Below are 22,310 nucleotides of genomic sequence, written 5' to 3'. Positions count from 1 at the left end.
CGACAGTCGGGCGAGTCGGCAGCGCGCCTGCTCGCGCCCCCAGATGAAGCACAGGAGGAGATGGCGTGGAGTTCGACGTCACCATCGAGATCCCGAAGGGTTCCCGCAACAAGTACGAGGTCGACCACGAAACCGGCCGGGTCCGCCTCGACCGCTACCTCTACACGTCGATGGCCTATCCCGCCGACTACGGCTTCATCGAGAACACCCTCGGTGAGGACGGCGATCCGCTGGACGCGCTCGTCCTGCTGGCGGAATCGGTGTTCCCCGGCGTCATCGTCGAGGCGCGTCCGGTCGCTATGTACAAGATGGAGGACGAGGCCGGCGGCGACGCCAAGGTGCTGTGTGTGCCCGCGGGCGACCCGCGCTGGGATCACATCCAGGATCTCGCCGACGTCCCGGAGTTCGAGCTGGCCGCGATCAAGCACTTCTTCGAGCGCTACAAGGATCTCGAGCCGGGCAAGTACGTGAAGGGCTCGGAGTGGGTCGGTCGCGCCGAGGCCGAGGCCGAGATCAGCGCCTCCTTCGCGCGGCTGGAGGAGAAGGGCGGCCACTGAGCCCCTCCCCCTCTGCCCCGGGAACGGCGAAAGGGACGTCCGGCACGATGCCGGACGTCCCTTTCCCTCTGTCCGAGCACGGTGGTGGGGGAACCGTGCTCGGTGGCTATCGGCCGGTGCAGCCGGGGACAGCTGTGGATCAGTAGTAGATGTAGAGGTCGTAGCCGTCCCAGGTCTCGATGCACTCCCAGTACCAGCCGCCGGTGCTCGGCGCTTCGCCGTCGGCGCGGCAGGCCGCCAGGGTGGCGTAGGTGCCGATGTAGGTGCCCTCGTAGTAGGCGGCCTGGTAGGTGCTCTCGGTCGGCGCGGCGGCGGTGGCGGTCGCGGCCGTCGACACCCCGGCGACGGTCGCGGTGGCCAGCGCGGCGGCGGCGATGAAGGATTTGATGCGCATTTCGTGCTCCTGATCGGTGTTCGGTAGTTGTTGATCTCGGTTGCCGAGATCAAAGTTACGGATCGGGAAACCCCTGCACAGCCACCCCAAGGGGGCGTTCCGGCCCACCCTGGCGGTACTCACCGTCCCCACCCTCGGACGTGCGTGACGCACCCCGGGTAGGCACCGCACGCACTGCCTCGAACTCGCGGTCGGCCACCACCGGCGGCCGGGCGCCCGCGAGCCGGCCCCGGACACGAACGAGCCCGCCGGAGAAACTCCGGCGGGCTCGACGAGCACCCGGCGCCGGACCGACCCGGCGCACGAAAACCTCAGCGGCCCTTGAACTCCGGGGCGCGCTTCTCGAAGACGGCCTGGATGGCCTCGGTCAGATCCTCCGAGGGCAGGAACGCCGCGTTCCATGCCGAGACGTAGCGCAGGCCCTCGGTGATGTCGTTCACGCGGCGCTGCTCGAGCACGTCCTTGGCGCCCTGGACCACCAGCGGCGGGTTGGCGGCGATCTCGTTCGCCAGCGCGTGCGCGGCCTCCAGCAGCGCGTCCTTGTCCGGGTACACGTCGTTGACCAGGCCGATCTTCTCCGCGCGCGCGGCGTCGATGTCCTTGCCGGTGTAGGTCAGTTCGCGCAGGTGGCCCTCGCCGATGATGCCGGGCAGGCGCTGCAGCGAGCCGACATCGGCGACGATGGCCACCTTTGCCTCGCGGATGCTGAACTGCGCGTCGGCGCTGGCCAGCCGGATGTCGGCGGCCGAGATCAGATCGACGCCGCCGCCGATGCACCATCCGGCCACCGCGGCGATGACCGGCTTGGAGCACTCGGCGACCGAGTTGATCGAGGCCTGCAACCGGCGGATCTCCTTGAGGAAATCGGTGCGCGGCGCGGCCAGCGCCCGGTCGGCCAGCAGCGGGCCGAAGGTGCCCGACATCGCAGGCAGGTCGAGTCCGTAGGAGAAGTGCTTGCCGCTGCCGGTGAGAACCACCGCGCGGACCTGCGGGTCGGCGTCGAGCCGGGCGAAGATCTCGGGGAGCTCTTTCCAGAAATCCGGTCCCATCGCGTTGCCCTTGCCGGGGCCGGTCAAGGTCACCCGGGCGACATGATCGTCGATCTCGACGGTGAAAGCCTGCCAATCAGTCATCCGCCCAGCGTATCGGCTGCCTGACGGCGTACAAACCAGGACCTGAGCGGACGTGCCGCCCGGCGTGGATTTTCCTTCCGCGTGGATCGAATCCTCGACGTACCGCGGCGGCGACGGTGTTCTCGCTGGTCAGCAAGCTGATTCGATGGAAGGCGCGGACAGCGGCACGGCACAGGGGTCGTCCGCGGGCCCGGCAACCGGCGTAGCTTTCGTGATGTGAGTGAAGTACCCCCGCCCGAGACGGGCCTGGAAGTCCCCGACGACGTCAGCGGCATCACCGCCGACCAGTACCGGGCGTCGATGCGGCACTACCCGGCCGGCGTCACCGTCGTCACCCTCGATTCGGCGAACGGGCCGGTGGGCTTCACCGCCACCTCGTTCGCGTCGCTGTCGCTGGAGCCGCCGCTGGTGTCGTTCAACATCGCGCACACCTCCTCGAGCCTGACGGCCCTGCTGGCCGCCGACTCGGTGGTGATCCATTTCCTCGGCGAGCATCAGCGCCACATCGCGCAGCGCTTCTCCCGCACCGCCACCGAGCGGTTCTCCGACTCCTCGCTGTGGACCACCCTCGACAGCGGCGAGCCGGTCCTGCACGGCACCCCCATCTGGGTCCGCGCGGCCGTGCACCAGCGCATCGCGGTCGGCGACCACACCATCTTCATCGGCCTGGTCACCCGCGTGCACGACGAGACCGGCGAGCGTCCGGCCGCCTCGCCGCTGCTGTACTACAACGGCCGCTACCACCGTCCGTCCGAACTGGAGGGCTGAGCCCTGAGCACCTGCTGTACCAACCCCCGCGCGATCAGGTCGCAGAACAGGTCCCGCCGGGGCGGGATCGCCGAGCTCTACCGCCTCGATCCGAGCGCAGGGGGATTTTCGACAGCCGGCGCCGCACAGGCGGACAGCGCAGCGCGGGCAGAAGGCACCGGACCGACAGGAAGCACCGAGCGCTCAGCCGACGCAGGGCGCGGCGCCGCTCGCGGAATCGGCGGTCAGCGAACGCGTTTCGGGCACCGGATGCCAATGCCCGGCGACCTGGGCATAATCCCAGCCTGGACCGGCTTCGACGAGCCGGGCTACCGCATCGACGAGACGATCGACCTGGTCGGCGGTCGTGCCGAGACCGACGCTGGCCCGCAGGGCCGCGCCGAGTCCGAGCCTCGACAGCAGCGGATGGGCACAGAAGCGACCGTCGCGCACGCCGATGCCGTGCTCGGCGGACAGATAGGCCGCCACCTCGCCGGGTTCGACACCGGCGACCGTGAAGGCGACGATGCCGACGCAATCGGTGCTGTCGGCGAACACCCGTAGCGTCTCGACGCCGGGAATCGCGCACAGACCGGCGCGCAGCCGCTCGGTCAGCGCCCGCTCGTGCGCGAGATGGTCGTCGGAGTCGATGGCGGCCAGCGCATCACAGGCCGCGGCGATCGCGGCCGCGCCGAGCACATTCGGTGAACCGGCTTCGTGCCGCTGCGGCGCGCACGCCCACTGCGCGTCGTCGACGGTGACCTCGCGGACCGCGCCGCCGCCGGCCAGATAGGGCTGCGCGGCGTCGAGCCAGTCCCGCCGCCCGACCAGCACACCGGCGCCGAACGGGGCGTAGAGCTTGTGCCCGGAGAACGCGAGGTAATCGATCCCGCTGTCGCGCAACGAGATCCGGCGATGGGGCGCGAGTTGCGCGGCGTCGCAGAGCAGCCGGGCGCCGTGCCGGTGCGCGATCTCGGCCAGTTCGGTCACCGGCAGCACCTCGCCGGTGACATTGGAGGCGCCGGTCACGGCGAGCAGCGCGGCGGGCCGGGCCGCCAGTTCCGCCTCGATCCGGGCCAGGGTCTCGGCGATCGTGTCGGCGGCGCCGACCACGCGACGGCCGTTGCGGGTCCACGGCAGGAAGTTGGCGTGGTGCTCGATGTCGAGCACCACGGTCTCGCCGGGCACGCAGGCGGCCAGTAGGTTCAGCGAATCGGTGGTGTTGCGGGTGAACACCACGACCTGGTCGTCGCAGGCGTCGAGGAAGCCGGCCACCGAGTCGCGGGCGGACTCGTAGCACTCGGTGGAGATCCGGGAGGCGTAGCCCGCGCCGCGGTGCACGCTGGCGTAGAAGGGCAGCAGCCGCTGGATGTGGTCGGTGACCTGCGCCAGCGCGGGAGCGCTCGCGGCGTAGTCGAAGTTGGCGTAGGCGGTGGTCCCGCCCTGGACGAGAGGCACCCGCAGGTCGTCGCCGGAAACCCGGGCGAAGGCGGCGCGGTTGGTCCCGGTCAGCACAGCAGTCATGACGAAAATCCCGTCGGCTCATGGACCCGAGATCATGGAGTCGTCGAGTCCGCGCTTGCCGCGTCCGGTCGGACGGCGGCCAGGTCGTCACCCGGAGCACCCCACCGCGGAGGAGGGTTGCCGACCAGCGAGCCGGGGCTTGACGCTGGTACTCATGACCTTTTCCCAGGCTTGCAGATCTGTGATCTCTATGTCAAATCACCAGGTCGCAGGCCATTTCTCGACGGCATCGCAGGTACCGTGGCAGCGGGCGCACGCGCTGTTCGCCAACCGGTAACCATGCTGTGAAACAACTGCTGCGAAGCAAGAGAGCCAGACGATCACCACCGAGCGAACGGTTTCAGGAGAGGCAGGCACGACGTGATGCTCCAGCCACAGGCCGATGCGGCGACGGGGGCGGCGCCGCGGCAGCCGGGGCCACAGCCCGATCCGTTGTCGCGCGGCGGGCTCGCTCCGGCCCCGCGCACGCTGGTCGACATCCTCGACGCCACCGTCGCCGCGCACCCGGACGCGCCCGCGATCGACGACGGCGACACGGTTGTCTCCTACGCCGAACTGCGCGACGAAATCGCCGCCCGCGCGAACGAACTCGCCGCCGCCGGAGTGACTCGCGGCGACCGGGTCGGCATCAGGATGCCCTCGGGCAACCGCCTGCTCTACGTGACCATCCTCGCCACCCTCTACGCGGGCGCCGCCTACGTCCCCGTCGACGCGGACGACCCCGACGAGCGCGCGACACTCGTCTTCGGCGAGGCGGGCATCCGCGTCCTGGTCACCGGCTCCGGCATCGAAGAGTTCGACACCGCACGCGTCGACGCCGATCCCGGCGACGACCAACGGATCCGCACCACGAACAGCGACGACACCGGCCTCGACGACGACGCCTGGATCATCTTCACCTCGGGTTCCACCGGCACCCCGAAGGGCGTGGCCGTCACCCATCGCAGCGCCGCGGCCTTCGTCGACGCCGAGGCGCGACTGTTCCTGCGCGACGCCCCGATCGGCCCGGGCGACCGGGTGCTGGCCGGCCTGTCGGTGGCCTTCGACGCTTCCTGCGAGGAGATGTGGCTGGCCTGGCGACACGGCGCGTGCCTGGTCCCCGCGCCGCGCGCACTGGTGCGCACCGGCGCCGATCTCGGCCCCTGGCTGGTCCGGCGCGAGATCAGCGTGGTCTCGACGGTACCGACGCTGGCCGCCACCTGGCCGCCGGAAGCCCTGGATGCCGTGCGTTTGCTGATCTTCGGCGGCGAGGCGGTACCGCCGGAACTCGCCGAGCGGGTGGTGCGCGGGGACGACACCGGCCGCGAGGTGTGGAACACCTACGGCCCCACCGAGGCGACCGTGGTGGCCTGCGCCGCGCCGCTGACCGGCGAGGGCCCGGTCCGGATCGGCCTGCCCCTGGACGGCTGGGATCTCGCGGTGGTCGACGCCACGGGCAATCCGGTCGGCGAGGGCGAATCCGGCGAACTCGTCATCGGCGGCGTCGGCCTGGCCCGCTACCTCGACCCGGTCAAGGATGCCGAAAAGTACGCTCCGGCACCGCGACTCGGATGGGAACGCGCCTACCGCAGCGGCGATCTGGTACGCAACGAGGCCGCGGGCCTGGTGTTCCTCGGCCGCGCCGACGACCAGATCAAGCTGGGCGGCCGGCGCATCGAACTGGGCGAGATCGACAACGCCCTGCAGCATCTGCCCGGCGTCACCGCCGCCGCGGCTGCGATCCGAACCACCAAGGCGGGCAACAAGATCCTCATCGGCTACCTCACCGGCCCGGACGAGAACTACGACCTGCACGCGGCCCGCGAGATCCTGGCCGGGCAGCTGCCCGCGCCGCTGGTCCCCCGGTTGGCCCTGGTCGAGGACATGCCGACCCGCACCTCCGGCAAGGTGGACCGCGACGCCCTGCCCTGGCCGCTGCCGCGCCGCGCGGGCGACGACGCGGACGCCGGGCTCTCCGAGACGGCCCGCTGGGTCGCCGCGCAGTGGGACGCCGTGCTCGGCGCCGAGGTCACCGATCCCGGCGCCGACTTCTTCGATCTGGGCGGCGGCTCGCTCGCGGCTGCCCAGCTGGTCACCGCACTGCGCGAGCGCTACCCCACCGTCGCCGTCGCCGACCTCTACGACCACCCCCGCTTCGGCGCGCTGGTGACCTTCCTGGAGCAGTCCGCGCCCGCCGCGGCCGTCGAGAACCGCACGGTGGAGCCGACGCCGCGACGCGCCCAGCTCGTCCAGCTGCTGGCGACCGTGCCGCTGACCACGCTCACCGGCCTGCAGTGGTTCACCTGGCTGGCCATCGTCGGCAATGTCGCGGCCTGGTCGGGTTCGCTGCCCTGGCTGCCCCGGCTGTCGTGGTGGTGGGCGCTGCTGGCGTTCCTGGTGTTCATCGCCCCGATCGGCCGGATGACGCTGTGCGTCCTCGGCGCGCGACTGCTGCTGCGTGGCGTGCGGCCCGGCCGGTATCCGCGCGGCGGGGCGGTCCACCTGCGGCTGTGGGCGGCGGTGCGGCTCTCGGAGGCCAGCGGCGCGGAGAGCCTGTCGGGCGCGCCGTTCATGGTGCCCTTCGCGCGAGCGCTCGGTGCCCGGGTCGGCACGGGGGTGGATCTGCACACGCTGCCGCCCGTGACCGGCATGCTCGACCTCGGCGACGGGGCCTGCGTGGAGCCCGAGGTCGATCTCTCCGGCTACTGGCTCGACGGCGACATCGTGCACATCGGCCCGATCGAGGTCGGGGCGGGCGCGGTGGTCGGTTCGCGTTCGATCCTGTTGCCCGGCGCCAAGATCGGCAAGGGCGCCGAGATCGCGCCCGGTTCGGCGGTGGCGGGCCGGGTCAAGGGCGGTCAGGAGTGGGCGGGCTCGCCCGCGGTGAAGGTCGGCAAGGCCCGCCATCGCTGGCCGGAGCAGACCCCGGCCCGCGCCAGGCACTGGATCGTCGTCTTCGCGCTCACCTCGATGGGGCTGGCGTCGTTGCCCGTGCTGGCGCTGATCGCCGGCGCGGGCTGGCTGGCGTGGTGCGTTCGCGACACCGCCACCCTCGAGGACGCCCTGCTCGGCGCGTACGGCGCGCTGCCACCCGCCGTGCTGATCACCCTGGCCGCGTACGCGGGCGCGACCATCGTGCTGGTACGGCTGTTCTCGATCGGGCTCACCGAGGGCTACCACCCGGTGCGCAGCCGGGTCGGCTGGCAGGCCTGGGCCACCGAGCGGCTGCTCGACGGCGCGCGCACCTTCCTGTTCCCGCTCTACGCGAGCCTGCTCACCCCGATCTGGTTGCGGCTGCTCGGCGCGAAGGTCGGCAAGCACGTGGAGGCCTCGACGGTGCTGCTGCTGCCGAAGTTCACCACCGTCGCCGACGGCGCCTTTCTGGCCGACGACACCATGATCGCCGGTTACGAACTCGGCGGCGGCTGGCTGCGCATCGGCGAGGCCAAGGTCGGAAAGCGCGCCTTCCTCGGCAATTCCGGGATGACCGCGCCCGGCCGCCGGGTGCCCAAGAACGGTCTGGTGGCGGTGCTCTCGGCCGCGCCCTCCAAGGCCAAGGCGGGCTCGTCGTGGGTGGGCAGCCCGCCGGTGCGGTTGCGCCGCGCCGCCGAATCCGGCGACGCCCGGCGCACTTTCGCCCCGTCGCCCGAGCTGAAGGTGGCGCGCGCGTTCGTGGAGACCTGCCGGTTGATCCCGGTCGTGGTGACCTTCGCCATCGGCCTCGGCGTGTTGTTCGCGCTGGCCTGGCTGGCCAGGACCTTCGGCCATCCGGTCGCCGCGCTGCTGAGCGGGGTGACCCTGCTGGTCGCGGGCGCGGTGGCCGGTGCGATCGCGGTGGCGGCGAAATGGCTTCTGGTCGGCCGCATCCGGGCCGGGGAACACCCGCTGTGGAGTTCGTTCGTGTGGCGCAACGAGGTGTCGGACACCTTTGTCGAGACCGTTGCCGCGCCCTGGTTCGCCCGCGCCGCCACCGGCACCGCCGTGCTCACCCTGTGGCTGCGCGCACTCGGCGCGCGGATCGGCCGCGGGGTATGGTGCGAATCCTATTGGCTTCCGGAGGCTGACCTGGTGACTCTCGGCGACGGCGCGACCGTGGAACGCGGCTGTGTGGTGCAGACCCATCTGTTCCACGACCGCATCATGGCCATGGACACCGTCGTGCTGGAACCGGGCGCCACCCTCGGCCCGCACTGTGTCGCCCTGCCCGCCGCGCGTATCGGCGCGGGCGCCACCGTCGGCCCGGCCTCGCTGGTGATGCGCGGTGACACCGTGCCCGCGTCCAGCAGCTGGTGGGGTAACCCGATCGCGCCCTGGGCCCGCCCGCATCCGGAGCCCACACGCTGATGGGTGGCAAGTCACCCGCGGAGAAGCTCTACGACGAGCCGATCGACGACTACCTGCCGCAGAACGGCAACCGCGGCTATCGGGTCTCACGCTACGAGCTGGAACTGACCTACAAGGTCGCGAGCAACCGGCTCACCGGACGCGCGGAGATCACCGCGGTGACCACCTCCGTGCGGCCGCGCTACGCGCTGGACCTGGCGCAGTCGCTGAGCGTGTCGAGGGTACTGGTCAACGGCGTCAGAGCCGCCCGCTACACCCACCGCGGCGGCAAGCTGGTGATCAACCCGCAACAGCGGGTGCCCGCGGGCGGCGTGCTGTCGGTGGTGGTGGTGTACACGGGCATGCCCCGGCCGGTGCGCGGACCGTGGGGTGAGGTCGGCTGGGAGGAACTGACCGAGGGCGCGCTCATCGCCAGCCAGCCCAACGGCGCCGCGTCCTGGTTCCCCTGCGACGACCACCCCAGTTCCAAAGCGAGTTACCGCATTTCGATCACCACCGACAGCCCGTACTTCGCGCTGGCCAACGGCGAGCTGGTGCGCAAACAGACCAAGGCCAGTCAGACCACCTGGGTCTACGAGCAGGCCGAGCCGATGGCGAGCTATCTGGCGACCATCCAGATCGGCCCCTACCGCAAGCACCGGATCGACTCCACGCGCTCGCCGGTGCCCATGTACGCGGTGCTGCCCACGCGCCTGCGCGACGCCTTCGACCACGACTTCGGCCGCCAGCAGCGCATGATGGAGGTCTTCGCCGAGGCGTTCGGTCCCTACCCCTTCGCCGCCTACACCGTCGTGGTCACCGACGACGAGCTGGAGATCCCCATCGAGGCGCAGGGTATCTCGGTGTTCGGCGCCAATCACTGCGACGGCAGGCGGGGCTCGGAACGACTGGTGGCCCACGAACTGGCGCACCAGTGGTTCGGCAACAGCCTCACCATCCGGCAGTGGCGCGACATCTGGTTGCACGAGGGCTTCGCCTGTTACGCCGAATGGCTGTGGTCGGAGGCCTCCGGCGGGCCGAACGCGGACCGGATGGCCCGCGCCGCCCGGCACAATCTCGCGCGCGAGCCGCAGAACATCCTGCTCGGCGATCCCGGACCGGTGCTGATGTTCGACGATCGCGTCTACAAGCGCGGCGCGCTGACCCTGCACGCGCTGCGCATCGAGCTGGGCGATATCGCGTTCTTCGATCTGCTCAGGGAATGGACACGCCGGTACCGGCACTCCTCGGTCACCACCGAGGAGTTCACCGACCTGGCCGGGCACTACAGCCGGATGCCGCTGCGTCCGCTGTTCCACGGGTGGCTGGGCGAGCTCGCGCTGCCCGACCTGCCGCCGCACGGCGGGACGGGCCTGCGCGAGTCGCGGTAGCGCTCGCCCGGCTCAGAACACCAGGTAGCGCTCGGCGAGTTGTTCGATCAGGGGGTCGCCGTCGGGCACGCTGTCGAGGGCGTCCAGATCGGCTTCTACGGAGATGCGGCGCGGATCGTCGTGCTCGCTGTCGGGCGGGCCGTCCTCGCGCAGTTGCCGCACCAGCTTCGCGCGCACCCGGTCCCGCAGCGTGCCCGGCACATCCGCGAACTCGTGGCCGTCGATCGGGGGTTCGGCGACGGGTTCCCAGGGCCGGGAATCAGCAGAATCCTTCATGGGCGAGCGGTCCTTTCCTCTCGTCGGCGCGAGGTGCTACACGGGTGTGAGCCAGGTGCCCCACGGGGTGTTGCGCAGCACCGCGTAAGCGGCGATGAACGCGAAGAGCGACAGGGTGACGGTGCGATCGATGGCAGGCAGCCGGGGCCCTTGCCCGCGCCGGGCGCGGACCGCCCAGTCCACCACGAACCAGAAGAACAGCACGATCAGCGGCAGCGCGAGCAGGTTGCTGTGCAGCGAATCGAGGATGCGGCCGTCGGTGAGGTTGTGCACCGCGCGCATCCCGCCGCAGCCCGGGCAGTACACCCCGAACAGCCCCCAGGTCGGGCAGATGCCGTAGGAGTTCTCGACGTGCGGGTCGCGCACGTGCAGCAGCGCCAGCGCGCCGACGCCGGCGGCGCCGGTCAGCAGCGGCAGGCTCAGCGCCTTCCAGCCACCACGGCTCCGGCGCACAGGCGACGGGCGCCCCTCGGACCCCCACGGCTGCGGTTCCGGTGACTGGAATTCGACGGGGGTCTGCACGCCACCCACGGTAACCGCGCGTCCCGGCCGGGCGCCACCGGCGGCGCGGTCCGCGACGGGCGCGGCACGAGTTCGCGGCACGCCCGGTTCTCACTTCGGCAACGAGCGAAGACGGCGAGTAGCATTGCCGATCCGCACCGCGATAGTCACTACAGAACCCGTTCCGACCACCGGACAAATCGACGCCTGGCCGGGAAGTTGAACGGACCGATTATCGGGTAACCCAGTATCGGAGGTCATGTTTTCCGGGACCGAGCGCTTGCACTAGCAAGCACCGCCGGTCGAGCGGTACCGTGACCGCAGACACAAAGGAGTGTGTGCCATGCTGGTGACGTCGATGAAGACCCTGGCGGGGGTGCGTGACGCCGAGCCGCTGACCGCTGCCTATCGGGCCGCGCTGCGATCGCGGACATACTCGACGCCCGCGCTCAACAAGCCGCGCACGCCGTCGGAGAAGGTCTACGTCACCACCGTCGACGGCGCCCGGCTCCGGGTGCGCAGCTACGGCCCGGCCGACGGCGATGTCATCGTGCTCATCCACGGGTGGAGCTGCTGCATCGAGTACTGGAACCCGCAGATCGACGCACTGGCCGACCGATTCCGTGTGGTGGCCTACGACCAGCGCGGCCACGGCGAGTCCACTCTGGGCCGGGTCGCGCCCAGCGATCACACCCTCGCCGACGATCTGGCCGCCGTGCTGGACGCCACCCTGCCGCGCGGTCGCCGCGCCGTGCTCGTCGGGCACAGCATGGGCGGTATCACCGTGCAGGCCTGGGCCCGCCGCTACCGCGAGCAGGTGGCCGACCGGGCCGCCGCGGCCGTGCTCGCCAATACCGCCGCGCAGAACATCCGCGGCGAGACCGACCTGATTCCGCTGCTGAACAAGCCTCTGGCGGTCGGCAGCCGGCCGCTCACATTGCTCGGCCGCGACCTGCGGATGCCGCTGGTCCTCGGCGAGACGCTGCTGTCGGCGCCGGTGCCGATGCCGGGCGGCCCGCTGCTGAGCCCGATGCTCGGCCCGGTGCTGCGCGGACGGGTGGTGGGCAAGCAGGCCACCGACGACGACATCGCCTTCGCGATGAACATCGTCCGCTCCTGCCGGCCCCTCACCCGCGGCCTGCATGCCGCGGCGCTGGCCGTGATGGACCTGGGCGACGCCGCCGAGCACCTCACGGTGCCCACCACGGTCATCTCCGGCTCCGACGACAAGCTGCTGCCGGAGCGGATGAACCGGCCGATCGTGGAGGCGCTGAGCGCCAACGGCTCGCTCGTCGACTATCAGATCTGGCCGACCGGCCACCTGGCCAATGTCGAGGCCGCCGACCGGTTCAACGCCGAACTGATCCGCATCGCCTCCGGCGCCTACGAAGTCCGGGCGGACGCGGTCTGACCCTTTCCGCACGACGACGCCGGGGCCCGCGACAGGTGGGCCCCGGCGTCGTCGTCTGCGGTGGCGATCCGAGGACGGGAGAACGCCTCCCGGCGGACAGTATCCGCCGGTTCCGTCAGTGCGCGGCGAGTTCGTCCGGACGCGCCAGCACGCAGACGGTGCGGTCGTAGATCGAGGGCATGCACTTGTTGCAGTGCGTGCACAGCGATTTCGTCTTCTCGTCTGCCTGGATGCGCAGCAGCAGATCGGGCTGCCGCAGCAGGGCACGCGCCATGGCGACGAACTCGAAGCCCTCGTCCATCGCCAGCTGCATGGTGTCGGCATTGGTGATGCCGCCCAGCAGCACCAGCGGCATCGTCAGTTCGTAGCGGAACTGGCGGGCCAGATCCAGCATGTAGGCCTCGCGATAGGGGAACTCCCGCAGGAACATGCGTCCGCCCATGCGCATCCCCCAGCTCATCGGCGGCGGGAAGGCCGCGGCGAATTCCTTGCGCGGGGCGTCGCCGTGGAACAGGTACATCGGGTTGAGCAGCGAACTGCCGATGGTCAGCTCCAGCGCGTCGAGGGTGCCGTCCTCCTCCAGCCAGCGGCCGATCTGCAGGCTCTCCTCGATGCGCAGGCCGCCGGGCGCGCCGTCGTCCATGCTCAGCTTGGCCAGCACCGCGATACGGCCACCGACCGCCTCGCGCACCGCCTGGGCGATCTCACGGGCCAGCCGGGCCCGATTGGCCAGGCTGCCGCCGTACCCGTCGCGGCGGCGGTTGAGCAGCGGGCTGAAGAACGCGCTGACCAGGTAGTTGTGACCGAAGTGCAGTTCCACGGCGTCGAAGCCGGATTCCTCGGCGGTGCGCGCCGCGGCGGCGAAATCCGCGATGACCCTGGCCAATTCGGCCTCGTCGGGCTTGTGCGCGAAGGCCATGCCGAGGGGACTGAAGAACCGGCCCGGGGCCAGCGCGGGCAGGCGGTTGGACGCGGCATTGGCCACCGGGCCCGCATGACCGATCTGCGCGCTGGCGGCGGCGCCCTCGGCGTGGATGGCGGCGGTCAATTTCTGCAGGCCGGGAACGGCTTCCGGGCGCATGTAGATCTGATGACGGTCGGTGCGGCCCTCGGGGGCGACCGCGCAGTAGGCGACGGTGGACATACCGACGCCGCCGCGCGAGGGCGCCCGGTGGTACTCGATCAGATCGTCGGTGACCAGCGCGTCGGGCGTGCGCCCCTCGAAGGTGGCGGCCTTGATCACCCTGTTGCGCAATGTGATCGGCCCGAGCTGGGCGGGGGTGAATACCTTGTTCATCGGTTCTCCAAGGGGCTGGTTCGAAGGTCCGTGGGGGTGCTGCACAGGCCCGCGGTGACGAAATCGCGCAACGTCGCGACCGCGTGCGGGGACAGGATGTGGTCGCCGGCGAGCGGGGCGCCGAACCGGCCGAGGATCAGATCGAAGGCGAGCAGCCAGCGCGCCCGCGCCTCGCGCTCGCCGACCCACGGGCACTGCTCGCGCAGCAACTCCACGAACGGGTCGAGACTGAACCAGCGGGCCGTCCAGCCCAGGTCGCGGCGGGATTGCACGAGCCTGGCCAGCAAGCGCAGGTGCAACCGCCCGGTCGGGTCGGCGGCCAGCGACACCAGCGGCTCGATCACGGCCGCCACGCACTCGGCCACGCCGGCCGACCGGCGCGCGAGGCCGTCCATCGAGGACTCCCACAGCGGCGCGAGCCTGCTCTGCAACAGCGCGACGACCAGGGCGTCCTTGGATCCGAAGTGATAGTGCACCGCGGCCGGGTTGACCTCGGCCGCGGTGCATACCGCCCGGATGGACACCTTCTCGTAGCCCGACTCCAGCAGCAGGCGCTCGGCTGCCGACAGCAACCGTTCACGGGTGTCGGGCTCGGATCGGCTCACCTCCCGAGTAGAACACGTTTCAATCAGTGATTCAACAGGTGGCGGAGCATCGATTTCACGGGTACGGCAGAACCTCTGCTCCGCGCTGGTTCAGCAGCACCGACAGCGTCGAGATCTCCTGCTGCTGGCCGTTGAGCATGGACAGTGCCCTGGCCCGCACGGCGCTCGAATCGGTGGTGGCCGCGCCCGCCGCGGCCATGTCCACGCCGCCCCGGTGATGACGGATCATCAACTGCAGGAACAAGACTTCCCGAGCGACGCCGGTCGCGTGGTACAGCTCGGTCAGTTCCTCGTTCGAGGCCATCCCCGCCATCCCCGACGACCCGTCGTGCTGATGGCCGCCGTGGCCGTCGTGCCCGTTCTCCTCGGCCGCGGGCGTCACCGGCGCGCCGACCAGCTCCAGCCAGCCGGTCAGCGTACCCACCTCCCGCCACTGCGAGACGCGGATCTGCTCGGCGGCGGCCCGCACCTCCGGCGCGGCGTCCGGGCCGAGCATCTCCACCATGGTCAGTGCCTGCTGGTGATGCGCCGACATCTGTTGCGCGAAGACGATATCGGCGTCGGCGAGCACCACCTGCCCGCCGCCCGCCGCATCGCTGCCGCCGTCGCCACGAGCGAGCCACCCGATCAGCACGCCGGCCGCGACGCACAGCACCGCCACCGCCACCGCCTGCGCCCGCCGCCCCGTGCGCCGCTCCCGCGTTCCGCGCGTCGCGCCCATCAGGCCTGGAACACCGACGGATCGAGCTGCAGGGCCAGGAATCCGTTGTCCATACACGCCACATACAGCTTGTCGCCGTGGAACTCCGGCGGCGAGAGGCACCAGTCCGCGGACAGATCACCGCCGAGTAGCCGGTAGCGATCGTTGATCACGCCGTTGAGCGAGGTCTGGCCCTCGGCGAAGGCCCGTGCCAGCGCGATGGTGCCGATGACCGGCGGGCCGATGATGGATCCGAGCACGGCGTGCAGCGAGTTGGGCAACTGCAGGTTCTTGCCGGTCTGCGCGGGCGGGTTGTAGTAGGCGACTTCCTCGAAGTGGTCGGGATCGCTCACGTCGAACACCCTGATGCCGGACTGGATCCAGCTGCAGGCCATCAGCCGCGGATCGTCGGGCCGGTCCAAGCGGCAGTAGTGCGCGTCGTAGGCGAACGCGCCGTTGCCCGCCGAGCTGGAGGTCCACCGATCCTGGTGCTGGGGCAGATTGATCTCCAGCTTCGCGCTGGTGCGCCACTTCGGGTTCGCCCGGTCGCCGATGTCGAAGAGCTTCACACCGCCCGAGCCGCCCTCGTCCACGGTGAACAGGTGCGGCTCGCCGTTGTAGGTGGTGTAGATGCTGTGCTGGTTGATGAAGCCGTCGGTCCAGAACTTCTGCCCGATGTGTGGCAGCGGTTGCCCGACCACGGTGCGCGGCACGCGATTCTGCACGGCCGAGACGTCCATGATCGTCAGGCCGCCCAGATTCGCCAGATACATGGTGTTGCCGTCGGGCGTGAAGCCCATGCCGTGTGCCTCGACGCCGGTCAGCCCGCCCCACACCACCATCGGCTGGGTGGGATCGGTGATGTCGATCGCGCTGACGTAACCGGGCGCGATGCCCGAGGCCCAGTAGGTGTTGCCGTCCGGGGAGAAATCGCCCTCGTGGGTGGTGATCGGGATGGGCATGTTGAGCATGGACCCGGTCGTGGTGTTCAGCAGCCGGGGATGCGCGCAGTCCTGGGAGATGTCGTAGATCGAGATGTAGCCTGCGCCGACGATCATGCCCACGCCGGTGGCCACCAGCAGACCGCGGCCTTTGTGCACCTTCATCGATTCCCAGGTGCCGCCGACCATGGCCGGTTCGGTGAGCACCGCGGTGCGGACCGGATTCGCCGGATCGCTGACATCGAGGACATGCACGCCCGCGTCGGGACCGAACAGGTTGGTCGGGAAGGTCGACGCGATGTAAGCGCAGTGCTCGTAGGTCGGGCTGACCGGTCCGGCGCCCAGGCCCTGGTACCGGCCGACCAGGTCGATATTGCAGTTGTAGCCCTGCGTGCTGCGCCCGGACCTGCGGTCGTCGAGCGTCACCTCGCCCTGCAGGCCGGTCTCCACCTGATCGCCGGGGCGGCAGTTCGCCCGATCGACCGCGGTGGGCCAGACCCCGGTGAATTCGTCGAAGCCCGGTGGTGGTTCGGCGGTACTCACCGCCGAACCGGTGACCAACAGGGCCACCGCCGCCAGTGCCGAACCCGCGCGGACGGTGACAGCTCGCCACCCCCGGGTCCGGCGGACCGTGACATCGTTGTCTCGTCCTCGGATCATCGTTCTCCTCGTTCCTACGCCGCAACGGCGCCACGGGACGGTCGCTTCCCGCCCCACCCCTCGGCCGTCGCACGAGAGGGCGAAACCACCTCTCTCCAAGACAGTTTCACCCGTCGCGGTGATCGCGAGGGACGTTTCGCTCAGGCCGAGGCTTCCCCGGCCCGCTGCGCCCGGCCCAGCTCGCCCCGGCCCAAAGCCCGCAGCGCAGAGGTGATCTCGTCGGCGCACTCCAGCGGACCGCAGTGCCCGGTGTCGTACTCGCGCAACGCGATCAGCTGCGGCAAGCTCGCGGCGATCAGCTGCGAGCGCGCGGGCGGCGCGATCTTGTCCTTGCGACCCGCGATCACCAGCGTCGGGACGTCGAGCGAGCTCGGGTCGATGGTGGTCACCATCCTGACCAGCATCCCGCCGTACCCACCGCGGCCACGCGCGGAGGTCGCGCCGATCATCCGGTCCAGTTCCAGGCCCGCGCTCGCCACGGTCTTCGACCCCAGCGCCACATAGGACAGCAGTCGCCTGCGCACCGGCAGCCGACGCGGCAGCGGGATGCCCGCCAGCGGGGCCACCGCGATGGCCAGCCGCCTGCGAGCGCCGAGCAGGCGTTGCGGACCGCGCAGGAAGTGCAGATTGTCGAAGATCTCGCCGGGCGTGGTGTTCACCAGCGCGACCGAGCGCACCCGCTGCGCGACATCGCCGGGATACCGTGCGGCCCAGGCCATCACGGCGATACCGCCCAGTGAGTGACCGGCCAGCACGGCTTGTTCACCGGCCGGCACGGTGGCCGTGAGCACCGCGTGCAGGTCGTCGGCCAGGTGATCGAGGGTGTAGCTGCCGCGGGGCGGCTGCGCGCTGAGGCCGTGCCCGCGATGGTCGAAGGCGACGACCCGGAAGTCCGCGCTCAGAGCGGCGATCTGGTTGCGCCAGAAGGTCAGATCGCACAGTACGCCGTGGCTGAGCACGATCGTCGGCCCATCCTGGCGACCGTGGATCTCGGTGTGCAGCAGGGTGCCGTCGGCGCCGCGGACCTCGACCACCTCGGCCGGACCGCCGCTGTCGACGACAGGTGTACGGTTCGGCGCGGCGACGCCGGCACGCCGAGCCCGCATCAGCGCGCCCGCCGTAGCGCGCGCCGGGCGGGAGGAACCATCCGCACGATCTTCGGCAGCCGGGGAATCGTGGTCCGGGAGATCGCGGCCACCACGTTGAACGCGATCTCGCGGCCGCGCGACCACTTCAGGCCGAACAGCTCGCGCAGATTCGGCGGCAGCAGCCCGGCGGTGATCAGGGTCAGCGTCGCGCCCGCGACCGGCCGCACCGTGTAGTTCCACACGAACGGGATCCTGAGCACCGGAATCATCGGCGGCGGCTTGGGACCGGCGACCACGGCGAGCACCCGGTCGCTGACCTCGGTGCGGACCAGCTTGGTGGCGGCCATCTCGTCGAACCAGACCAGGAAGCTCTCCCAGTCCACGGGCATGTCCTGCTCGCGGACGCCGTACAGGCGGGCGACCTGGCGCATCTCCTGGTAGAACTGCTCGGCCTCGCCGGGCTTCCACCCGCGCCCGAGCAGCTTCTGCTGGGTGTAGACGCCGTGCACGAGGCTGGCGTGCACCCAGTGGAAAGCCTCCGGGTTGAGCGCGCTCCAGCGCGAGCCGTCGGGATTCTGCCCCTTGAAGTGCTTGTGCAGATCGCGCAGCCGCTGGGCGGTGGCCAGCGCCTCCTCACGGCCGTAGATCACGCCCATGATCATGTTCAGCGTGCGGTCGGCACGGCCGTACGGGTCGCTTTCGAACACCGAGTAGTCGTTCACCCCCGCGGCCACGATCGGGTGCCCCACGTCGATGAGCAGCCGGCGCGAGGCGCCGAGCACGAATGTCAGATCACCGAAAACCGACCACGCCACCGAGTCCGGTCCCAGCGGCGCAAGCTGCTTCTCGCCGGTCGCCGCCGGGGCGGGCCGTTCGGTCACTCCCTCGCTCATGAGACTATTAGTAGCACGTAAGTCTCAAGTGCGACAATGGCCGAATGCCTCGCCCGTCCGCCTCGCTGACCAGTCTGTTCGGCCGAGCGGTCGCCAAGATCGTCGCGCACTCCACCGCCGGTCCCGATGTGGCCGACGTCTACGAGGCGACGCTACGGGTGCTGACCGAGCGCGGCACCCACGCGGCAACCATGGAGGACATCGCCGCCCGCACCGGCATCAGCCGGGCCACCCTCTTCCGCCGCTACGGCGGCAAGGACGCGTTGTTCGAAGCGGCGGTCGCGCACACCCTGCGCACATTCCTCGCCGAGATCACCACGACCTTCCTCACCGTCATCGACCCCGCCGACCGCATCGCCGAGGCATTCGTCGCCTGTCTGCGCCTGCGCGACCGGCTGCTCGCCGACAGCATGGACGCCGACCGCAACGCCGAATTGCTCGCCATCCTGTCCACGGGCGATCCCTCACCGATCGACATCGGCCACCGCTTCATCTCCGCCCGCATCAGCGCCGGCCAGCAGGAGGGCACGCTACCGCCGGGCGATCCCGCCCTGCAGGCCGACGCGATCATCCGCCTGACCATGGGCTACCTGCTGCTGCCCGCCCCCGGCTACGACCTCGACGACGACGATGCCGCCCGCGAGCTCGCCCGTCGCGTGATCGCCCCGCTGGTCACCGGCGCGGTGCGCTGAACCGCCGTGCGCTGCGCTCTGCCGTGCCGAACCGCGCCGTGGTCGTGGCTCAGAGCGTGCTGCGCCGGAGGGTGACACGGTAGGTGTAGTGCTCGGGCAGGAAGTAGCTGATCGACAGGTCGATCACCTGACCGGCGGCATCGGAGTAGAGCCGGTCCACCCGCAGCATGGAATGCCCCGCTTCGCACCCGAGCCCGGCCGCGATCTCGGCCGTGGCGGGCGCGACCGTGATCGACTGCGCGGCCTCCACGATCGGACTGCCCAGGCGCGGTTCCAGCAGACCGATGACGGTGTGCGCGCTGGAGCCGCCCGGGCCGAGTTCCGGGAGGTCGATCAGCGGCCGGGCGATGTGTTCGGGCAGATGCACGGTGGTCAGCACGAACGGCACGCCTTCGTGGATGCGCCGGAAGACCACCGTGTACACCACATCGGTGTCCAGGCGCAGCCTGCTGGCGGCCTCGATGTCGACCCGCCGTTGCAGCGGGGAGATCACTTCCATCGTGGTGTCCGAGGACAGGTTCATCAGATCCTCGATCGACCCGTGGTGGCGCAGATAGCGCCCGTCGGACTCGGTCACGAAGGTGCCGCGGCCCGGTACCCGGTAGACGGTGCCGTCGGCGACGAGATCCTGGAAGGCGCGGCGCACGGTCTGCCTGCTCACCCGATAGCGCTGGGCGAGTTCGGCTTCGGTGGGCAGCTTCACCCCGCCCCGATAGCTCCCGGCCGCGATGGCCGCGCGCAATTCCCGCGATACCAGCTGGTGCGCCGGTTCCGAATCCCGTGCGGCCATCGTGCTCTGCGCTCTCCCGTTCCGTCTGCTCTTTCCCCGGCCGCTACAGCCCGCCGCGCGCGACGAGCTGGGCCGCGATGACATTGCGCTGGATCTCGTTGGTGCCTTCCCCCACGATCATCAGCGGCGCGTCGCGGAAATAGCGTTCCACGTCGTACTCGGTGGAGTAACCGTAGCCGCCGTGGATGCGCACGGCCGACAGCGCGCCCTCCATCGCGATCTCCGAGGCATACAGCTTGGCCATGCCCGCTTCCATGTCGCAGCGCTCACCCGCGTCGTACTTCTCGGCGGCGTGCCAGGCCAGCAGCCGGGCCGCGGTCAGCTTGGTCGCCATATCGGCGAGATAGTTGCCGATCGACTGGTGCTTCCAGATCGGCTTGCCGAAACTCTCGCGTTGCTGGGCGTATTCCAGCGAGTCCGCCAGCGCGGCCGCCGCGACGCCGAGCGCCCGGCAGGCGACCTGGATGCGGCCGACCTCGAGGCCTTTCATCATCTGCCCGAACCCCTTGCCGGGCACGCCGCCCAGGATGGCGGTGGCGGGCACCCGGTAGTCGGTGAACGCCAGCTCACAGGACTCGACGCCCTTGTAGCCGAGCTTGGGCAGATCGCGGGAGACCTCGAGTCCGGGGCCGTGCTCGCACAGCACCACGGAGATGCCCGCGTGCCGGGGCGAGGCGTCCGGATCGGTCTTGCACAGCAGTGCGATCAGCCCGGATCGGCGGGCGTTGCTGATCCACATCTTGGCGCCGTTGATCACCAGGTCGTCGCCGTCCGCGCGGGCGTGCGTGGTGAGCGCCTGCAGGTCGGAGCCGCCCGAGGGCTCGGTCAGCGCCATGGTCGCGCGCATCTCGCCGGTGGCCAGCTTCGGCAGGTAGCGGCTCTTCTGCTCGTCGGTGCCGAACATGGTGAGCAGCTTGGCGACCACGGTGTGCCCGCCCATCGCGCCGGCCAGGCTCATCCAGCCGCGGGCCAGTTCCTCGGTGACGCGGGCATAGCAGGGCATCGAGACCGGCGAACCGCCGTACTCCTCCGGAACGGCCAGACCGTAGATCCCGATCTGCTTCATCTGCTCGATCCACTTCTCGGGATAGGAGTTGGCGTGCTCCATCTCGCGCACGTGCGGACGCACCTCGCGGTCGATGAACGTGCGCACGGTCTCGACCAGGTAGGACTCTTCGTCGTTGAGCTTCGACATTTCCGCCTGAGTTCCGATTGACGACTACGGTTCGCCCGGCATCCGGGCGCGATTTGTACGGCCATTTACCGGCCATTTCGGTAGCATAGCCCTACATTGGTCTTGACATGCCTGTTGTCGCGCTGCCAATATTCCGGCAGCGCCGGGCTGCCGGCGCCCTTCCGGCCTTGCCGGCGACCGGGATCGAGGTGGACCACGCTGTGAACCGACGCGAGACGTTCGTCGGCGGACCGTATTTCGACGAACTCGAGCCCGGCACCACCTTCGACGCCGCCCCCGCGGTCACGCTGACCAGCGGCCTGGCCGCCTCCCACCAGGCGATCCTCGGCGACCGGCTGCGGCTGTCCCTGGACGCCCACACCGGCGCGGCGGTCATCGGCTCATCCGCTCCCCTGGCTCATCCCGGCCTGGTCTGGGACGTCGCCATCGGCCAGTCGACGCTGGCCACCCACCACGTCAAGGCCAATCTCTTCTACCGTGGGCTGCGCTTCCACCGCTTTCCGGTGCTGGGCGACACCCTGAGCACCCGCACGGAAGTGGTCGGCCTGCGCGAGAACTCGGCCAAGCCCGGCCGCGCCCCCACCGGCCTGGCCGCGCTGCGCATCACCAGCACCGACCAGCACGGCCGGACCGTCCTGGACTTCCACCGCTGCGCCATGCTCCCGCTGAGCCCGGCCGCCGCCGCGGACCGCGTCCGCCGCACCGACGACCTCTCGACCATCGGCACCGAGACGGGCACCGACGATCCCCGGGCGATCGACGGCTGGGACCTGGCCGCCTACCGCGCCCGCGTCCCCGGCCCGCACTTCTCCCCCGACCTCGTCGGCACGGTTTTCCACAGCAGCGGCGATGTGGTCACCAGCGCACCGGAATTGGCCAGGCTCACCCTGAACATCGCCGCCGTGCACCACGACGAGCGCTCCGGCGCGGCCGGTCGCCTGGTCTACGGCGGCCACACCATCGGCCTGGCCTTCGCCCAGGCCACCCGCGCCCTGCCCGCCCTGGTGACCGTGCTCGGCTGGCAGTCCTGCGACCACACCGGCCCGGTCCGCGAGGGCGACACCCTCACCAGCGAACTGCACGTCGAATCCGCCGAACCCTTCGGTGACGGCCACGCCGTGCGCCTGCGCTCGATCGTCCACGCGCACCCCCGGCCCGGTTCCGAATCCGCCGCCGCGCAGCCCGTATTGGACTGGCGCTTCACGGGGTTGCT

At 70.5% G+C, this 22,310-nt stretch carries 20 protein-coding genes and 1 riboswitch; of the genes, 7 read left to right on the top strand and 13 right to left on the bottom strand.

Features of this window, described 5'->3' with window-relative positions; genetic code table 11:
• Positions 1 to 65 precede the first annotated feature (65 nt).
• On the top strand, positions 66 to 557 hold the full coding sequence (locus ON26_RS01680; protein ID WP_040794147.1) for an inorganic diphosphatase: 492 nt from the start codon (positions 66 to 68) through the stop codon (positions 555 to 557).
• Positions 558 to 696: 139 nt separating this feature from the next.
• On the opposite strand, the gene ON26_RS01675 is transcribed toward ON26_RS01680, so the two are convergent.
• Both ON26_RS01675 and ON26_RS01670 read right to left on the bottom strand, forming a co-directional pair.
• Positions 697 to 951, bottom strand: coding sequence for a hypothetical protein (locus ON26_RS01675; RefSeq protein ID WP_040794146.1), 255 nt, complete (start codon positions 949 to 951; stop codon positions 697 to 699).
• Between the two features lie 311 nt (positions 952 to 1,262).
• A complete protein-coding gene (locus tag ON26_RS01670) occupies positions 1,263 to 2,084 on the bottom strand; it encodes a crotonase/enoyl-CoA hydratase family protein (RefSeq protein ID WP_040794145.1) in 822 nt (273 codons plus the stop codon).
• A 216-nt stretch (positions 2,085 to 2,300) separates the two neighbouring features.
• On the opposite strand from ON26_RS01670, the gene ON26_RS01665 reads away from it, so the two are divergent.
• A complete protein-coding gene (locus ON26_RS01665) occupies positions 2,301 to 2,852 on the top strand; it encodes a flavin reductase family protein (RefSeq protein WP_040794144.1) in 552 nt (183 codons plus the stop codon).
• Positions 2,853 to 3,035: 183 nt separating this feature from the next.
• Here ON26_RS01665 and ON26_RS01660 read toward each other — a convergent pair whose 3' ends face one another.
• The gene (locus ON26_RS01660; protein WP_040794143.1) at positions 3,036 to 4,355 is read right to left on the bottom strand and encodes an aminotransferase class V-fold PLP-dependent enzyme; all 1,320 of its coding nucleotides are present in this window, start codon (positions 4,353 to 4,355) and stop codon (positions 3,036 to 3,038) included.
• 46 nt (positions 4,356 to 4,401) lie between these two features.
• Positions 4,402 to 4,515, bottom strand: a riboswitch (SAM riboswitch).
• Positions 4,516 to 4,718: 203 nt separating this feature from the next.
• Here ON26_RS01660 and ON26_RS01655 point away from each other — a divergent pair.
• Positions 4,719 to 8,678 carry a Pls/PosA family non-ribosomal peptide synthetase gene (locus ON26_RS01655; RefSeq protein WP_083883651.1) on the top strand — a complete coding sequence of 1,320 codons (3,960 nt, stop codon included), beginning with the start codon at positions 4,719 to 4,721 and terminating at the stop codon, positions 8,676 to 8,678.
• Positions 8,678 to 10,048, top strand: a complete 1,371-nt coding sequence (locus ON26_RS01650) for a M1 family metallopeptidase (protein WP_040794141.1) — start codon at positions 8,678 to 8,680, stop codon at positions 10,046 to 10,048. The genes ON26_RS01655 and ON26_RS01650 overlap by 1 nt, the downstream gene beginning before the upstream one ends.
• Before the next feature lie 12 nt (positions 10,049 to 10,060).
• Here ON26_RS01650 and ON26_RS01645 read toward each other — a convergent pair whose 3' ends face one another.
• Both ON26_RS01645 and ON26_RS01640 read right to left on the bottom strand, forming a co-directional pair.
• On the bottom strand, positions 10,061 to 10,324 hold the full coding sequence (locus ON26_RS01645; protein ID WP_373280917.1) for a hypothetical protein: 264 nt from the start codon (positions 10,322 to 10,324) through the stop codon (positions 10,061 to 10,063).
• Positions 10,325 to 10,360: 36 nt separating this feature from the next.
• Positions 10,361 to 10,846 carry a DUF2752 domain-containing protein gene (locus tag ON26_RS01640; protein WP_083883659.1) on the bottom strand — a complete coding sequence of 162 codons (486 nt, stop codon included), beginning with the start codon at positions 10,844 to 10,846 and terminating at the stop codon, positions 10,361 to 10,363.
• 322 nt (positions 10,847 to 11,168) lie between these two features.
• On the opposite strand from ON26_RS01640, the gene ON26_RS01635 reads away from it, so the two are divergent.
• Positions 11,169 to 12,236: an alpha/beta fold hydrolase gene (locus tag ON26_RS01635; RefSeq protein ID WP_040794139.1), complete on the top strand. Its 1,068-nt coding sequence runs from the start codon at positions 11,169 to 11,171 to the stop codon at positions 12,234 to 12,236.
• 115 nt (positions 12,237 to 12,351) lie between these two features.
• Here the strand turns inward: ON26_RS01635 and ON26_RS01630 are convergent, their stop codons facing one another.
• From ON26_RS01630 to ON26_RS01605, 6 genes are all read right to left on the bottom strand, one after another.
• Positions 12,352 to 13,533: an NADH:flavin oxidoreductase gene (locus tag ON26_RS01630; protein ID WP_040794138.1), complete on the bottom strand. Its 1,182-nt coding sequence runs from the start codon at positions 13,531 to 13,533 to the stop codon at positions 12,352 to 12,354.
• Positions 13,530 to 14,138 carry a TetR/AcrR family transcriptional regulator gene (locus tag ON26_RS01625; protein WP_040794137.1) on the bottom strand — a complete coding sequence of 203 codons (609 nt, stop codon included), beginning with the start codon at positions 14,136 to 14,138 and terminating at the stop codon, positions 13,530 to 13,532. Before ON26_RS01625 ends, ON26_RS01630 begins: the two co-directional genes overlap by 4 nt.
• 55 nt (positions 14,139 to 14,193) lie before the next feature.
• The gene (locus ON26_RS01620) at positions 14,194 to 14,859 is read right to left on the bottom strand and encodes a DUF305 domain-containing protein (protein WP_051026505.1); all 666 of its coding nucleotides are present in this window, start codon (positions 14,857 to 14,859) and stop codon (positions 14,194 to 14,196) included.
• A complete protein-coding gene (locus ON26_RS01615) occupies positions 14,859 to 16,439 on the bottom strand; it encodes an LVIVD repeat-containing protein (protein WP_040794136.1) in 1,581 nt (526 codons plus the stop codon). The genes ON26_RS01620 and ON26_RS01615 overlap by 1 nt, the downstream gene beginning before the upstream one ends.
• Before the next feature lie 140 nt (positions 16,440 to 16,579).
• Positions 16,580 to 17,545: an alpha/beta fold hydrolase gene (locus tag ON26_RS01610; protein WP_040794135.1), complete on the bottom strand. Its 966-nt coding sequence runs from the start codon at positions 17,543 to 17,545 to the stop codon at positions 16,580 to 16,582.
• Positions 17,545 to 18,420: an oxygenase MpaB family protein gene (locus ON26_RS01605; protein WP_085998929.1), complete on the bottom strand. Its 876-nt coding sequence runs from the start codon at positions 18,418 to 18,420 to the stop codon at positions 17,545 to 17,547. The genes ON26_RS01610 and ON26_RS01605 overlap by 1 nt, the downstream gene beginning before the upstream one ends.
• Positions 18,421 to 18,464: 44 nt before the next feature.
• Between ON26_RS01605 and ON26_RS01600 the strand changes: the two genes are divergently transcribed.
• Positions 18,465 to 19,112, top strand: coding sequence for a TetR/AcrR family transcriptional regulator (locus tag ON26_RS01600; RefSeq protein ID WP_040794134.1), 648 nt, complete (start codon positions 18,465 to 18,467; stop codon positions 19,110 to 19,112).
• Positions 19,113 to 19,161: 49 nt separating this feature from the next.
• On the opposite strand, the gene ON26_RS01595 is transcribed toward ON26_RS01600, so the two are convergent.
• Both ON26_RS01595 and ON26_RS01590 read right to left on the bottom strand, forming a co-directional pair.
• On the bottom strand, positions 19,162 to 19,902 hold the full coding sequence (locus ON26_RS01595) for a GntR family transcriptional regulator (RefSeq protein WP_040794133.1): 741 nt from the start codon (positions 19,900 to 19,902) through the stop codon (positions 19,162 to 19,164).
• 43 nt (positions 19,903 to 19,945) lie between these two features.
• Entirely contained in the window at positions 19,946 to 21,097 is a 1,152-nt protein-coding gene (locus ON26_RS01590) for an acyl-CoA dehydrogenase family protein (RefSeq protein ID WP_040794132.1), read from the bottom strand.
• A 200-nt stretch (positions 21,098 to 21,297) separates the two neighbouring features.
• Between ON26_RS01590 and ON26_RS01585 the strand changes: the two genes are divergently transcribed.
• The coding region (locus tag ON26_RS01585; protein WP_040794177.1) for a MaoC family dehydratase at positions 21,298 to 22,310 on the top strand (1,013 nt) is incomplete at its 3' end.

This window comes from Nocardia higoensis NBRC 100133 (assembly GCF_000308595.1).
Classification (GTDB): domain Bacteria; phylum Actinomycetota; class Actinomycetes; order Mycobacteriales; family Mycobacteriaceae; genus Nocardia; species Nocardia higoensis.
This window is presented reverse-complemented; position numbering and strand designations above follow the sequence as displayed.

Excerpts from the sequence above, each read along its gene's own strand:
- ON26_RS01595 (WP_040794133.1), bottom strand. The coding sequence starts at position 19,902 with ATGGCCGCACGGGATTCGGAACCGGCGCACCAGCTGGTATCGCGGGAA.
- ON26_RS01600 (WP_040794134.1), top strand. The coding sequence starts at position 18,465 with ATGCCTCGCCCGTCCGCCTCGCTGACCAGTCTGTTCGGCCGAGCGGTC.
- ON26_RS01675 (WP_040794146.1), bottom strand. The coding sequence starts at position 951 with ATGCGCATCAAATCCTTCATCGCCGCCGCCGCGCTGGCCACCGCGACC.
- ON26_RS01590 (WP_040794132.1), bottom strand. The coding sequence starts at position 21,097 with ATGTCGAAGCTCAACGACGAAGAGTCCTACCTGGTCGAGACCGTGCGC.
- ON26_RS01650 (WP_040794141.1), top strand. The coding sequence starts at position 8,678 with ATGGGTGGCAAGTCACCCGCGGAGAAGCTCTACGACGAGCCGATCGAC.
- ON26_RS01630 (WP_040794138.1), bottom strand. The coding sequence starts at position 13,533 with ATGAACAAGGTATTCACCCCCGCCCAGCTCGGGCCGATCACATTGCGC.
- ON26_RS01620 (WP_051026505.1), bottom strand. The coding sequence starts at position 14,859 with ATGGGCGCGACGCGCGGAACGCGGGAGCGGCGCACGGGGCGGCGGGCG.
- ON26_RS01605 (WP_085998929.1), bottom strand. The coding sequence starts at position 18,420 with ATGAGCGAGGGAGTGACCGAACGGCCCGCCCCGGCGGCGACCGGCGAG.
- ON26_RS01660 (WP_040794143.1), bottom strand. The coding sequence starts at position 4,355 with ATGACTGCTGTGCTGACCGGGACCAACCGCGCCGCCTTCGCCCGGGTT.
- ON26_RS01610 (WP_040794135.1), bottom strand. The coding sequence starts at position 17,545 with ATGCGGGCTCGGCGTGCCGGCGTCGCCGCGCCGAACCGTACACCTGTC.
- ON26_RS01635 (WP_040794139.1), top strand. The coding sequence starts at position 11,169 with ATGCTGGTGACGTCGATGAAGACCCTGGCGGGGGTGCGTGACGCCGAG.
- ON26_RS01655 (WP_083883651.1), top strand. The coding sequence starts at position 4,719 with ATGCTCCAGCCACAGGCCGATGCGGCGACGGGGGCGGCGCCGCGGCAG.
- ON26_RS01615 (WP_040794136.1), bottom strand. The coding sequence starts at position 16,439 with ATGATCCGAGGACGAGACAACGATGTCACGGTCCGCCGGACCCGGGGG.
- ON26_RS01670 (WP_040794145.1), bottom strand. The coding sequence starts at position 2,084 with ATGACTGATTGGCAGGCTTTCACCGTCGAGATCGACGATCATGTCGCC.
- ON26_RS01645 (WP_373280917.1), bottom strand. The coding sequence starts at position 10,324 with ATGAAGGATTCTGCTGATTCCCGGCCCTGGGAACCCGTCGCCGAACCC.